General features: G+C 61.3%; 12 protein-coding genes. 2 read left to right on the forward strand and 10 right to left on the reverse strand.

The window, feature by feature from the left end:
• Positions 1-11 precede the first annotated feature (11 nt).
• Genes JZ00_RS07600 through JZ00_RS07610 form a run of 3 tightly spaced genes read right to left on the reverse strand, consistent with a single transcriptional unit; the run spans position 12 to position 3,609 of the window.
• Positions 12-1,376 carry an aspartate aminotransferase family protein gene (locus JZ00_RS07600; protein WP_039590338.1) on the reverse strand — a complete coding sequence of 455 codons (1,365 nt, stop codon included), beginning with the start codon at positions 1,374-1,376 and terminating at the stop codon, positions 12-14.
• Between the two features lie 57 nt (positions 1,377-1,433).
• Positions 1,434-2,792: a glutamine synthetase family protein gene (locus JZ00_RS07605; protein WP_030138097.1), complete on the reverse strand. Its 1,359-nt coding sequence runs from the start codon at positions 2,790-2,792 to the stop codon at positions 1,434-1,436.
• A 40-nt stretch (positions 2,793-2,832) separates the two neighbouring features.
• Positions 2,833-3,609: a gamma-glutamyl-gamma-aminobutyrate hydrolase family protein gene (locus JZ00_RS07610; protein WP_039590335.1), complete on the reverse strand. Its 777-nt coding sequence runs from the start codon at positions 3,607-3,609 to the stop codon at positions 2,833-2,835.
• A 278-nt stretch (positions 3,610-3,887) separates the two neighbouring features.
• Here JZ00_RS07610 and JZ00_RS07615 point away from each other — a divergent pair, with 278 nt between their 5' ends.
• Together JZ00_RS07615 and JZ00_RS07620 are read left to right on the forward strand one after the other, a co-directional pair.
• Positions 3,888-5,264, forward strand: a complete 1,377-nt coding sequence (locus tag JZ00_RS07615) for a glutamine synthetase family protein (RefSeq protein ID WP_039590333.1) — start codon at positions 3,888-3,890, stop codon at positions 5,262-5,264.
• A 179-nt stretch (positions 5,265-5,443) separates the two neighbouring features.
• The gene (locus JZ00_RS07620) at positions 5,444-6,079 is read left to right on the forward strand and encodes a TetR/AcrR family transcriptional regulator (protein WP_039590332.1); all 636 of its coding nucleotides are present in this window, start codon (positions 5,444-5,446) and stop codon (positions 6,077-6,079) included.
• A 139-nt stretch (positions 6,080-6,218) separates the two neighbouring features.
• On the opposite strand, the gene JZ00_RS07625 is transcribed toward JZ00_RS07620, so the two are convergent.
• The 7 genes from JZ00_RS07625 to JZ00_RS07655 all read right to left on the reverse strand — a co-directional run bounded on the left by JZ00_RS07625 (position 6,219) and on the right by JZ00_RS07655 (position 11,733).
• Positions 6,219-6,434 (reverse strand): TOBE domain-containing protein, encoded by a 216-nt coding sequence (locus JZ00_RS07625; RefSeq protein WP_003177394.1) that lies wholly within the window; start codon positions 6,432-6,434, stop codon positions 6,219-6,221.
• Between the two features lie 25 nt (positions 6,435-6,459).
• Positions 6,460-7,266 carry an aliphatic sulfonates ABC transporter ATP-binding protein gene (ssuB, locus tag JZ00_RS07630; RefSeq protein ID WP_039590328.1) on the reverse strand — a complete coding sequence of 269 codons (807 nt, stop codon included), beginning with the start codon at positions 7,264-7,266 and terminating at the stop codon, positions 6,460-6,462.
• On the reverse strand, positions 7,263-8,045 hold the full coding sequence (ssuC, locus tag JZ00_RS07635; RefSeq protein ID WP_039590326.1) for an aliphatic sulfonate ABC transporter permease SsuC: 783 nt from the start codon (positions 8,043-8,045) through the stop codon (positions 7,263-7,265). Before ssuC ends, ssuB begins: the two co-directional genes overlap by 4 nt.
• A gap of 7 nt (positions 8,046-8,052) precedes the next feature.
• Positions 8,053-9,201, reverse strand: a complete 1,149-nt coding sequence (gene ssuD, locus JZ00_RS07640; protein WP_039590325.1) for an FMNH2-dependent alkanesulfonate monooxygenase — start codon at positions 9,199-9,201, stop codon at positions 8,053-8,055.
• Between the two features lie 24 nt (positions 9,202-9,225).
• Entirely contained in the window at positions 9,226-10,191 is a 966-nt protein-coding gene (locus JZ00_RS07645; protein ID WP_039590323.1) for a sulfonate ABC transporter substrate-binding protein, read from the reverse strand.
• 90 nt (positions 10,192-10,281) lie between these two features.
• Positions 10,282-10,875 (reverse strand): NADPH-dependent FMN reductase, encoded by a 594-nt coding sequence (gene ssuE, locus JZ00_RS07650; RefSeq protein WP_039590321.1) that lies wholly within the window; start codon positions 10,873-10,875, stop codon positions 10,282-10,284.
• Between the two features lie 219 nt (positions 10,876-11,094).
• The gene (locus JZ00_RS07655) at positions 11,095-11,733 is read right to left on the reverse strand and encodes a peroxiredoxin (protein ID WP_003206652.1); all 639 of its coding nucleotides are present in this window, start codon (positions 11,731-11,733) and stop codon (positions 11,095-11,097) included.
• Positions 11,734-11,789 lie beyond the last annotated feature (56 nt).

Here is an 11,789-nt window from a genome sequence, read left to right on the forward strand (position 1 = left end):
GAGCCTAGCACTTAGCCCTGTAACGCACTGAGCGTCAGGTCCAGGCAATGCCGCGCCTTGGTCACCAACTCGTCGATCTCGGCCTTGCTGATCACCAGCGGCGGCGCAATGATCATCGTGTCCCCCACCGCGCGCATGATCAGGCCGTTATCGAAGCAGAACTGCCGGCAGATCATGCCCACGCCTTTGCCTTCATAGCGTTTGCGCGTGGCCTTGTCCTGCACCAGCTCGATCGCCCCCAGCAAGCCGACACCGCGCACTTCACCCACCAGCGGATGATCGTTCAGTTCCCGCAGGCGTTGCTGCAAATAGGGTGCCGTTTCGCCGTGGACACGCTCGATGATCTTTTCTTCGCGCAGGATGCGGATGTTTTCCAGGGCCACTGCGGCGGCGACGGGGTGACCGGAGTAAGTGAAGCCATGGTTGAAATCACCACCCTCGTTGAGCACCTCGACCACATCGTCGCGCACGATCAGGCCGCCCATGGGGATGTAGCCGGAGGTCAGGCCCTTGGCGATGGTCATCATGTGCGGTTTCAACCCGTAAAAGTCGGTACCGAACCACTCACCGGTACGCCCGAAACCACAGATTACTTCGTCGGCCACGAACAGGATGTCGTACTTGGCGAGGATTTCCTTCATGCGCGGCCAGTAGCTGTCCGGCGGCACGATCACACCGCCGGCGCCCTGGATCGGCTCGGCGATGAACGCGCCGACATTGTCCACGCCGATCTCTAGGATCTTCTCTTCCAACTGGTTCGCCGCCCAGATGCCGAACTCTTCAGGGCTCATGTCGCCGCCTTCACCGAACCAGTACGGTTGGGCGATGTGGACGATGCCCGGGATCGGCAGGTCGCCTTGCTCGTGCATATACGTCATGCCACCCAGGCTCGCGCCGGCGACGGTCGAACCGTGATAACCGTTCTTGCGGCTGATGATGACTTTCTTGTTCGGCTGGCCCTTGATCGCCCAGTAGTGGCGGACCATGCGCAACATGGTGTCGTTGCCTTCCGAGCCGGAGCCGGTGAAGAACACGTGGTTCATGCCTTCCGGGGCGATATCGGCGATGGCCTTGGACAATGCCAGTACCGGCGGGTGGGCGGTCTGGAAGAACAGGTTGTAGTACGGCAGCTCCCGCATTTGCTGGCTGGCGGCGTCCGCCAGTTCATCGCGGCCATAGCCGACGGCCACGCACCACAGGCCGGCCATGCCGTCGAGGATCTTGTTGCCTTCACTGTCCCAGAGGTACACGCCCTTGGCGTGGGTGATGATGCGCGGGCCTTTCTCTTTGAGCTGTTTGAAATCGCTGAACGGCGCCAGGTGGTGATCGTTGCTCAAGGCCTGCCATTCACGGGTTTGCGGGTTGTTGCGGGTCATGCAAATTCTCCTTTATTCCATTTGGGGGCGGGGCCTGTGGCAGCCCCGCCCGGCGCATCAGACGGCAAAGAGCAGGAATTCCCGCTCCCACGAACTGATGACGCGCTTGAAGTTTTCATGCTCGGCCCGCTTGACCGCGACGTAGCCCGTGATGAATTTCTTGCCCAAGTACTTCTCGATGGTGGTGCTGTTCTCCATGCGCTCCAGGGCATCTTCGATGGTCAGCGGCAGGCGCAAGTTGCGGCGCTCATACCCACGGCCCACCACGGGCGCGCTCGGGTTGATGCCTTCGACCATGCCGATGTAGCCACACAACAGGCTGGCGGCAATCGCCAGGTACGGGTTGGCGTCGGCGCCCGGCAAGCGGTTTTCCACCCGACGGTTCTGCGGCCCGGCATCCGGCACCCGCAGGCCCACGGTGCGGTTTTCTTCGCCCCACTCCACGTTCACCGGCGCCGAGGTGTCGGGCAGGAAGCGGCGGAAGGAGTTGACGTTGGGCGCGAACAGCGGCAACAGCTCGGGAATGAATTTCTGCAGGCCACCGATGTGGTGCAGGAACAGGTCGCTCATGGTCCCGTCTTCGTTGGAGAAGACGTTCTTGCCGGTTTCCTTGTCGATGATGCTCTGGTGCAAGTGCATCGCACTGCCCGGCTCGCCGGTCATGGGCTTGGCCATGAACGTGGCGGCCACGTCGTGCTTGAGCGCCGCCTCGCGCATGGTGCGCTTGAACACCAGGATCTGGTCGGCCAGGGACAGCGCGTCGCCGTGACGGAAATTGATCTCCATCTGCGCGGTGCCGTCCTCGTGGATCAGCGTATCGAGGTCCAGCTCCTGCAATTCGCACCAGTCGTAGACGTCTTCGAACAACGGGTCGAATTCGTTGGCCGCTTCGATCGAGAAAGACTGGCGACCGGTTTCCGGGCGACCGGAACGACCAATCGGCGGCTGCAGCGGAAAATCCGGGTCGTCGCTGCGCTTGGTCAGGTAGAACTCCATTTCCGGCGCGACAATCGGCTGCCAGCCCTTGTCTGCGTAGAGCTTGAGCACCTTTTTCAGCACGTTGCGCGGCGACAGCTCGATGGGGTTGCCTTGCTTGTCGTAGGAGTCATGGATCACTTGTGCGGTGGGCTCGATGGCCCAGGGCACGAGGAAGACTGCGTTTTCGTCCGGGCGGCACATCATGTCGATGTCGGCAGGGTCGAGCAGTTCGTAATAGATGTCGTCTTCGACATAGTCGCCCGTTACGGTCTGGAGCAGGACGCTCTCGGGCAGGCGCATGCCTTTTTCGGCAATGAACTTGTTGGTCGGCGAGATCTTGCCCCGGGTGATGCCGGTCAGGTCGCCAATCATGCATTCGACTTCTGTGATCTTGTGGTCTTTCAACCAATCGGTGAGCTGGTCGAGGTTGTTACTCATAAATGCCTCTAGGCGTGAGTTTCCTGGCTGCTATTAGTAGTCAGGCGTTGTTTGACGCATCGGCGTCGCGTTGTGTTGCCCTTGCTCTGCAGGCATCGCCAAACGCCTGGAAGATTGCAAGGTAGTACGGATTAGAGCCTACCGCCCACTCCGGGTGCCATTGCACACCTAAAGCAAAAGCCTTGCCTTGTGCCACCGAAACGGCCTCGACCAGGCCATCCGGCGCGAGGGCTTCGGCCCGCAAGCCCGGTGCCAGTCGCTCGATGCCCTGGCTATGGATCGAGTTGACATCGATCTGCGGCGGCAGGCCCAGGCCCGCCAGGACGCCTCCGGGCTGGATATGCACGGCATGGGCCGGACCATATTGGACCTCCACCGGCTGGGTGTCGTCTTCACGATGATCGATGAACGTTCCGACTTCATGAACTTTCTGATGCAGGGTGCCGCCAAAGGCTACGTTCATTTCCTGGAAACCGCGGCAGATGCCCAGCACCGGGACGCCCGCATTGACAGCGGCGCGGATCAGCGGAAGGGTGATGGCGTCCCGTGCAGGATCATGGGCAGTGCCTGGCGCGCTGGCCGGGCCTTGATAGTGAAAAGGTTCTACATTGGAAGGAGAGCCGGTAAAAAGAATACCGTCCAGGGCGTCCAGAATATCGGACGGTGCGAACAGATCCGCCAGGGATGGGATCAGCACCGGCAGGCCCTTGGCGGCTGTAGCGACAGCCCGGACGTATTTGTCGCCAGTGGTGTGATACGCATGCAAACCGATCTGCCTGGAGCAGGTCGTGACGCCGATTAACGGCAGGCGAGACATGAAGCACCCCGGTATTATTGCTGTTATGGGTTTGAATCGAGCTTAGCCTTGTTCATTTTTTTACACAACACCCCCGTAAAAAATACAACACGGCACGCTCAAGCCTGCGGGCGCCAAGGCCTTCAAAGGGAAAAAAACGCCCCAAATTGCCTCAAAAATGCCCGTCGGGTGCTTTTTTAGGGCAAAAAAGGCCCTGCTTGACTTCGGCATGCCGTTCGGGTTGACTGGCTTTCGAAGAGATCAATGATTGATATTTTTAACAACAAAGGTGTTGCATCATGTCGGTACCCCCGCGTGCCGTTCAGCTTAACGAAGCGAACGCGTTCCTTAAGGAACATCCTGAGGTTCTGTACGTTGACCTTCTGATTGCGGATATGAATGGTGTGGTGCGCGGCAAGCGCATCGAACGCACCAGCCTCCACAAGGTTTACGAGAAAGGCATCAACCTGCCGGCCTCTCTATTTGCCCTGGATATCAACGGCTCGACGGTGGAAAGCACCGGGCTGGGCCTGGACATCGGCGATGCCGACCGCATCTGCTATCCCATCCCCGGCACCCTGAGCAATGAACCCTGGCAGAAGCGCCCGACCGCGCAACTGCTGATGACCATGCACGAACTCGAAGGCGATCCGTTCTTTGCCGACCCTCGGGAAGTCCTGCGCCAGGTCGTGACCAAGTTCGATGAACTGGGCCTGACCATTTGCGCCGCGTTCGAGCTGGAGTTCTACCTGATCGACCAGGAGAACGTGAATGGCCGCCCGCAACCGCCCCGCTCGCCGATTTCCGGCAAACGCCCGCATTCGACCCAGGTCTACCTGATCGATGACCTCGACGAATACGTCGACTGCCTCCAGGACATCCTGGAAGGTGCGAAGGAGCAAGGCATCCCCGCCGACGCCATCGTCAAGGAAAGTGCCCCGGCGCAGTTCGAAGTGAACCTGCACCACGTCGCCGACCCGATCAAGGCCTGCGACTATGCAGTCCTGCTCAAGCGCCTGATCAAGAACATCGCCTACGACCATGAAATGGACACCACCTTCATGGCCAAGCCGTACCCGGGCCAGGCAGGCAATGGTTTGCACGTCCACATTTCGATCCTGGACAAAGACGGCAAGAATATCTTTGCCAGCGAGGATCCCGAGCAGAACGCCGCATTGCGTCACGCGATCGGCGGTGTGCTCGAGACCCTGCCCGCGCAGATGGCTTTCCTCTGCCCGAACGTCAACTCCTACCGCCGTTTCGGCGCACAGTTCTATGTGCCGAACTCGCCGACCTGGGGCCTGGACAACCGCACCGTGGCGCTGCGCGTACCCACCGGCTCCGCCGATGCCGTGCGCCTGGAACACCGCGTCGCCGGCGCCGATGCCAACCCGTACCTGCTGATGGCCTCCGTGCTGGCAGGCGTGCACCATGGCCTGGTCAACAAGATCGAGCCCGGTGCGCCGGTCGAAGGCAACAGCTACGAGCAGAACGAGCAGAGCCTGCCGAACAACTTGCGCGATGCCCTGCGTGAATTGGACGACAGCGAAGTCATGGCCAAGTACATCGATCCGAAGTACATCGATATCTTCGTGGCCTGCAAGGAAAGCGAACTGGAAGAGTTCGAACACTCGATCTCCGACCTCGAGTACAACTGGTACTTGCATACCGTGTAAGCGGTTGCGGTAAAAAAAGAACGCCGCAGGCCATATGGCCTGCGGCGTTTTTTTGAGCGCTTACAACCCCCTCGCCACAGATAAAATCCCACGCCACAAGAAATCTTCTTCACCAAGTGCAGGTATGGACCATCCGCCCGCTCTGCGTACAATGCCCGGCAGCCCCGCAGGAGACATCCATGACGCGCATCGCCACCCCTCGCAAACCCCGCGCACGCAGCCAGGCCCGGATCGATACCATTCTCGATGCCGCCCGTACGCTGCTTGCCACCGAAGGCGTGGCCAGCCTGTCGATCTACAGCGTCGCCGAACGCGCCGGGATCCCGCCCTCCTCCGTCTATCACTTCTTCGCCAGCGTCCCGGCCCTGCTCGAAGCCCTGACCGCCGATGTCCACGCCGCCTTTCGCGCGTGCCTGCAAGCGCCGATCGACCACGCGGCCCTTCACCACTGGCATGACCTGTCACGACTGGTAGAACAGCGCATGCTGGCCATCTACAGCCAGGACGCCGCCGCTCGCCAGTTGATCCTGGCCCAGCATGGCTTGACCGAAGTCACCCAGGCCGACCGCCAGCACGACGTTGAGCTGGGCGCGCTGATGCACACCGTCTTCGCCCGGCATTTCGAGCTGCCGACACTGCCGTCCGACGTGGATGTGTTCGCCCTGGCGATGGAGCTGGGCGACCGCGTCTACGCCCGCTCGGTACAGCAACACGGACAAATCACCCCGCGCCTGGCCGAAGAAGGCATGCGGGTGTTCGATGCGTACCTGGGGCTTTACCTGCCGCCCTATTTGCCCAAACGAGAGACGCCCTGATCCTGGGCTGCTCCCGCTGGGCCGGTCCGACGCCTCGGACGCAGCAGCCCCTCGAACCTCATGGGGCGCATGTAAACACCGCCAGAGACCAAAAGCCCCGAAGGGCTCACGCCGTCCGGGGCCGCAGGTCAAGCATCGCTCACAACTTGGCGATGGAGACCTCGGTTGATTTGACGAAGGCAATCACCTCGCTGCCGATCGCCAGTTCCAGCTCTTTCACCGAGCGGGTGGTGATGACCGATGTGACGATGCCCGAAGCGGTCTGCACGTCGATTTCCGACAGCACATCGCCTTCGACGATTTCCTTGATGGTGCCTTTGAACTGGTTGCGGACGTTGATGGCTTTGATGGTCATGGTGTCGATTCCTGTCTGGATGAAGTTATTGCGCCCAACGCAACTGCGTGGGCAAGGGTGAAACGGGTTCGGGTGCCGGCGGTTGGCCGGGCAAGGACAGCACACGGTCGAGGACTTCGGTTTCCAGGCTCGCCAGGCGATGCGAGCCGCGAGCGCGGGGGCGTGGCAGGTCGATGGTCAGGTCGAGGCCGACCTGGCCGTCCTCGATCAGGATGACCCGGTCGGCAATCGCCACCGCTTCGCTGACGTCGTGGGTCACCAGCAGCACCGTGAAGCCGTGTTGCAGCCACAAGCGTTCGATCAATTGCTGCATCTCGATCCGGGTCAGGGCATCGAGCGCGCCCAGGGGTTCGTCGAGCAACAGCAGGCGCGGCTGGTGGATCAGCGCGCGGGCCAGGGCCACCCGTTGCTTCTGGCCACCGGACAACGACGCCGGCCATTCATGGGCGCGATCCGCCAGGCCCACGGCATCCAGCGCCTGCGAGGCTTGCGGCCGCCAGTCGCCCTGGAGCCCGAGGCCAACGTTGTCGATGACCTTTTTCCAGGGCAACAGGCGCGCTTCCTGGAACATCAGCCGGGTGTCCTCCCGTGCAGCGCTCAGCGATGCCGAGCCGGCCAACAGCTGGCCGCCCGAGGGCTGATCGAGGCCGGCGAGCAAGCGCAGCAAGGTGCTTTTACCGCAGCCACTGCGGCCGACAACCGCGACGAATTGCCCGGCCGGGATATGCAGGTCGATATCTCTCAATACCTGGCGCGCACCAAACGTCTTCTGAAGATTGCGCACCGCCAGCGGGATGCCCCGCAGCAAGCGCGGAGGTTGTTGAGCGCTCATGCAACACCTCCCTTGCTTACTTGATAGGCCGGATGCCAGCGCAGCCAGACCCGTTCGAGGCCACGGGCGGCGAGGTCAGCCAGCTTGCCGAGCACGGCGTACAAGAGAATCGCCAGCACCACCACGTCGGTCTGCAGGAACTCCCGGGCATTCATCGCCAAGTAACCGATACCGGCGCTGGCCGAGATGGTTTCCGCCACGATCAGCGTCAGCCACATGAAGCCCAGGGCAAAGCGCACGCCCACCAGGATCGACGGCAAGGCGCCCGGCAGGATCACCTGGCGAAACAGGCTGAAACCGGACAAACCGTAGCTGCGAGACATTTCCACCAGCGCTGGGTCGACGTTACGGATCCCGTGATAGGTGTTGAGGTAGATGGGGAACAGCGTGCCCAGCGCCACCAGGAAGATCTTCGCCGACTCGTCGATGCCGAACCAAAGGATCACCAACGGAATAAGCGCCAGGTGCGGGACGTTGCGTATCATCTGCACGGAGCTGTCCAGCAGCCGCTCGCCCCACTTCGACAGGCCCGTGATAAAGCCCAGGGTAAGGCCGATGCCGCCACCAATCAGGAAGCCGACCGCTGCGCGCCAGCCGCTGATAGCCAGGTGAGTCCAGATTTCGCCGCTGCGCACCAGGCTCACGCCAGCCTCGATCACCGCGACTGGCGCCGGCAGGATCCGCGTGGATAACCAGCCGGCCGACACCGATAACTGCCACGTTGCAAGCAACAGCAATGGCACCGTCCACGGCGCGAGGTTGTGGATAATTTTCCTCATGGCCGCCTCAACTCTGGGACGCGGCTTTAGGCAGGATGTCATTGGCGACCATCTCGCCGAACGGACTCACGTAGCCTTGGCTTTTCGGCAGCTCCGGGCGTTCCACATCCAAGTGCGGGAATAGCAGCTCCGCCACCCGATAAGACTCTTCCAGGTGTGGATAACCCGAGAAGATGAACGTGTCGATGCCCAGGCCGGCGTATTCCTTGACCCGCGCGGCCACGGTCGGGCCATCGCCCACCAGTGCCGTCCCGGCGCCGCCGCGCACCAGGCCGACACCGGCCCAGAGGTTGGGGCTGACCTCCAGCTTGTCGCGGCGACCGCCGTGCAACGCGGCCATTCGCTGCTGGCCCACCGAGTCGAAACGCGCCAGGGAAGCCTGGGCGCGGGCAATGGTTTCGTCGTCCAGGTGGGAGATCAAGCGGTCGGCCGCTTGCCAGGCCTCGGCGTTGGTTTCACGCACGATCACATGCAGGCGAATGCCGAAGCGCACGGTACGCCCCAGCTTCGCAGCCTTGGTCCGCACCTGTTGGATTTTTTCCGCGACGGCCGCCGGGGGCTCACCCCAGGTCAGCACCATGTCCACCTGCTCGGCGGCCAGATCCTGGGCCGCTTCCGACGAGCCGCCAAAGTACAGCGGCGGACGCGGTTGCTGGATCGGCGGATAGAGCAGCTTGGCGCCCTTCACGCTGATGTGTTCACCGTTGTAATCCACGGTCTCGCCTTCCAGCACCCGACGCCAGATCCGGGTGAACTCCACCGACGCTTGATAGCGTTGTTCATGATCGAGAAACAGCCCGTCGCCGGCCAGCTCATCCGGATCGCCGCCGGTGACCAGGTTGAACAGCGCACGTCCTCCCGATAGCCGATCCAAGGTTGCAGCCTGACGCGCCGCCACCGTTGGGGAAACAATCCCGGGGCGCAGGGCAACCAGGAACTTCAAGCGCTGGGTCACCGGAATCAACGACGCGGCCACCAGCCACGAGTCTTCGCAGGAGCGTCCGGTAGGAATCAATACACCGCCGAAACCCAGCCGATCGGCGGCCTGGGCGATTTGCTGCAAGTAACCATGATCGACGGCGCGGGCACCTTCAGCGGTGCCAAGGTAATGACCGTCGCCGTGGGTGGGCAGGAACCAGAAAATATTGAGGCTCATGGAGTGGTCTCCTAAGGGATCGAATTACTGCGCGTTCGCAACGGCCGCCGGCGGCGTCCAGATCACGTCCTTGATGCTCAAGGGCTTGGGAATCAACTTGAGCTGGTAGAAGCTGTCGGCGATTTTCTGCTGCGCCGCCACCACCTCCGGCGTGAGGAACAACGCCCCGTAGCCTTGGCGTTTCACAGACGTCAGGGTGATGTCCGCCGGCAGGCCAAGCAGCGGCGATACCTGTTGGGTCACGTCTTCAGGGTTGGCCTTGGACCATTCGCCCACCGCCCGCACTTCTTCCACCAGGGCCGTGATCACCTGGGGATTTTTCTGCGCGTAGGGTTTGGTCGCGAGGTAGAACTGATGGTTGTCGACGATGCCTTTGCCGTCCCGCAAGGTGCGGGCCTGCAATTGCTGTTCAGCCGCGGCCTGGTACGGATCCCAGATCACCCAGGCGTCCACGCTGCCGCGCTCGAACGCGGCGCGGGCGTCGGCTGGCGGCAGGAAAACCGTCTGGATCTCGGAATATTCAAGGCCGGCATCTTCCAGTGCCCGTACCAGCAGGTAATGGACATTGGAGCCTTTGTTCAACACGACCTTCTTGCCCTTGAGGTCCTGCACCGACTGGATCGACGAGCCCTTGGGCACCAGGATCGCCTCACTGTGGGGGGCTGGCGGTTCGTAGGCGACATAGAGCAAGTCCGCGCCGGCCGCCTGGGCAAACACCGGTGGAGTTTCACCGGTGACGCCAAAATCGATGGAACCGACATTCAAGCCTTCCAGAAGCTGGGGGCCGCCGGGAAATTCGGTCCATTGCACGTCGACGCCCTGGGCGGCGAGGCGTTTCTCCAATGTCCCCTTGGCCTTGAGCAGCACCAGCGTGCCGTACTTCTGATAGCCGATCCGCAAGGTTTCGGCTTGAGTCTGGGTAATGACGCCGAGGGACACAGCCGCAGCAAACAGAGCGACCAGCCCGCGACGCAAAATGACAGTGCGCATGGCGCCTCTCCTTTTTGCTGTGGGGTTTTGGCTGCACCTGCTTGGCCGTTGACGGCTGAGTAAGGTGGAGTTGAAGCAGGGATGTAGCGGTCAAATGCTCCAGCGAGCACTCAACAGACGTTCGTTCAATGCGCTGGGGTCGAGCGGCCTGGGCCGACGGGCCATGGCGCTGTAGAACTGTTCAAGCGCTTCGTCCAGGCGCTGCTGCAAGGCAGGCGTCAATTGCGCCTGGGCACTGCCTTCGCCATAGGCGATCTGGCTGTCTTCGGCAAAAATCCCATGGAGCATTTCCTGGGCCTTGAGTGCCGACAGCACGGGCTTGAGGGCATAATCTACCGCCAGCATGTGGGCGATGCTGCCGCCGGTTGCCATCGGCAACACCACTTTGTGGGCCAGGGCCCGTTCCGGCAGCAGATCGAGTACGGTCTTCAGCGCACCGGAAAAAGACGCCTTGTACACTGGCGTGGCGATGAGCAGGCCGTCGGCATTTTCAATCTGGGCCAGCAGGTCAATCACTTTGGGACTGTCGAAGCGGGCATGGAGCAGATCCTCTGCAGGGAAATCACGTACCTGATAACTCACCACTTCTACACCTTGCTGTTGTAACCAACGTTGCGAGCGCTCCAACAGCACTCCAGAACGGGAGCGCTGGCTGGGACTGCCGCCGAGCGAGACAACCAACATGCCAACCATTCCTTAAAAGTCACGTGCGATTCGCGATGGGCGATCTCGCTGGATGGAGCAAACCATAACAGCGCCATCATATATCTTTAAATCATATTTATTCATTTGGTTATTCCTTGAAGAGATAACCAATTGTCTTTTCCAGTCGCAATAAGAAAGGCCGTCGAAACGGCCAAATCCTTGATGCCCCCACAGGATCCAGTCAACTCGGACTCGGTGTCAGCGATTGGGCTGCGGCGTAAGGCGCAAGTACGGCTTCACCGCGCGATAGCCCTTGGGAAAGCGCTGCTTGAGTTCTTCTTCATCCTTGAGCGACGGCACGATCACCACTTCATCACCGTCCTGCCAGTTGGCCGGGGTGGCGACTTTGTAGTTGTCGGTCAGTTGCAGGGAATCGATCACCCGCAAGATTTCGTTGAAATTGCGGCCAGTGCTCGCCGGGTAGGTGATCGTCAGGCGGATCTTCTTGTTCGGGTCGATCACGAATAATGAGCGCACGGTCAAGGTATCGCTGGCGTTGGGGTGAATCAGGTCGTACAGGTCCGAAACCTTGCGGTCGGCGTCAGCCAGGATCGGGAAGTTCACGACGGCATTCTGGGTTTCGTTGATGTCTTCGATCCACTTGTGGTGCGAATCCACCGGGTCTACCGACAGAGCGATGGCCTTGACGCCGCGCTTGGCGAATTCGTCCTTGAGCTTGGCGGTGAGGCCCAGTTCAGTGGTGCACACCGGCGTGAAGTCCGCCGGGTGGGAGAACAGCACGCCCCAGCTATCGCCGAGCCATTCATGGAAGCGAATCTTGCCGGCGCTGGAATCCTGTTCGAAATCGGGGGCGATGTCGCCGAGTCTGAGGCTCATGGTGCGGCTCCTGGGTGGTTTCATGAGCGCAAACTGTGCACCGGTTTTCATCGTTT

The sequence above is a fragment of the Pseudomonas frederiksbergensis genome (assembly GCF_000802155.2).
Taxonomy (GTDB): domain Bacteria; phylum Pseudomonadota; class Gammaproteobacteria; order Pseudomonadales; family Pseudomonadaceae; genus Aquipseudomonas; species Aquipseudomonas frederiksbergensis_A.

Excerpts from the sequence above, each read along its gene's own strand:
- JZ00_RS07600 (WP_039590338.1), bottom strand. The coding sequence starts at position 1,376 with ATGACCCGCAACAACCCGCAAACCCGTGAATGGCAGGCCTTGAGCAAC.
- JZ00_RS07605 (WP_030138097.1), bottom strand. The coding sequence starts at position 2,792 with ATGAGTAACAACCTCGACCAGCTCACCGATTGGTTGAAAGACCACAAG.
- JZ00_RS07610 (WP_039590335.1), bottom strand. The coding sequence starts at position 3,609 with ATGTCTCGCCTGCCGTTAATCGGCGTCACGACCTGCTCCAGGCAGATC.
- JZ00_RS07615 (WP_039590333.1), top strand. The coding sequence starts at position 3,888 with ATGTCGGTACCCCCGCGTGCCGTTCAGCTTAACGAAGCGAACGCGTTC.
- JZ00_RS07620 (WP_039590332.1), top strand. The coding sequence starts at position 5,444 with ATGACGCGCATCGCCACCCCTCGCAAACCCCGCGCACGCAGCCAGGCC.
- JZ00_RS07625 (WP_003177394.1), bottom strand. The coding sequence starts at position 6,434 with ATGACCATCAAAGCCATCAACGTCCGCAACCAGTTCAAAGGCACCATC.
- ssuB (WP_039590328.1), bottom strand. The coding sequence starts at position 7,266 with ATGAGCGCTCAACAACCTCCGCGCTTGCTGCGGGGCATCCCGCTGGCG.
- ssuC (WP_039590326.1), bottom strand. The coding sequence starts at position 8,045 with ATGAGGAAAATTATCCACAACCTCGCGCCGTGGACGGTGCCATTGCTG.
- ssuD (WP_039590325.1), bottom strand. The coding sequence starts at position 9,201 with ATGAGCCTCAATATTTTCTGGTTCCTGCCCACCCACGGCGACGGTCAT.
- JZ00_RS07645 (WP_039590323.1), bottom strand. The coding sequence starts at position 10,191 with ATGCGCACTGTCATTTTGCGTCGCGGGCTGGTCGCTCTGTTTGCTGCG.
- ssuE (WP_039590321.1), bottom strand. The coding sequence starts at position 10,875 with ATGTTGGTTGTCTCGCTCGGCGGCAGTCCCAGCCAGCGCTCCCGTTCT.
- JZ00_RS07655 (WP_003206652.1), bottom strand. The coding sequence starts at position 11,733 with ATGAGCCTCAGACTCGGCGACATCGCCCCCGATTTCGAACAGGATTCC.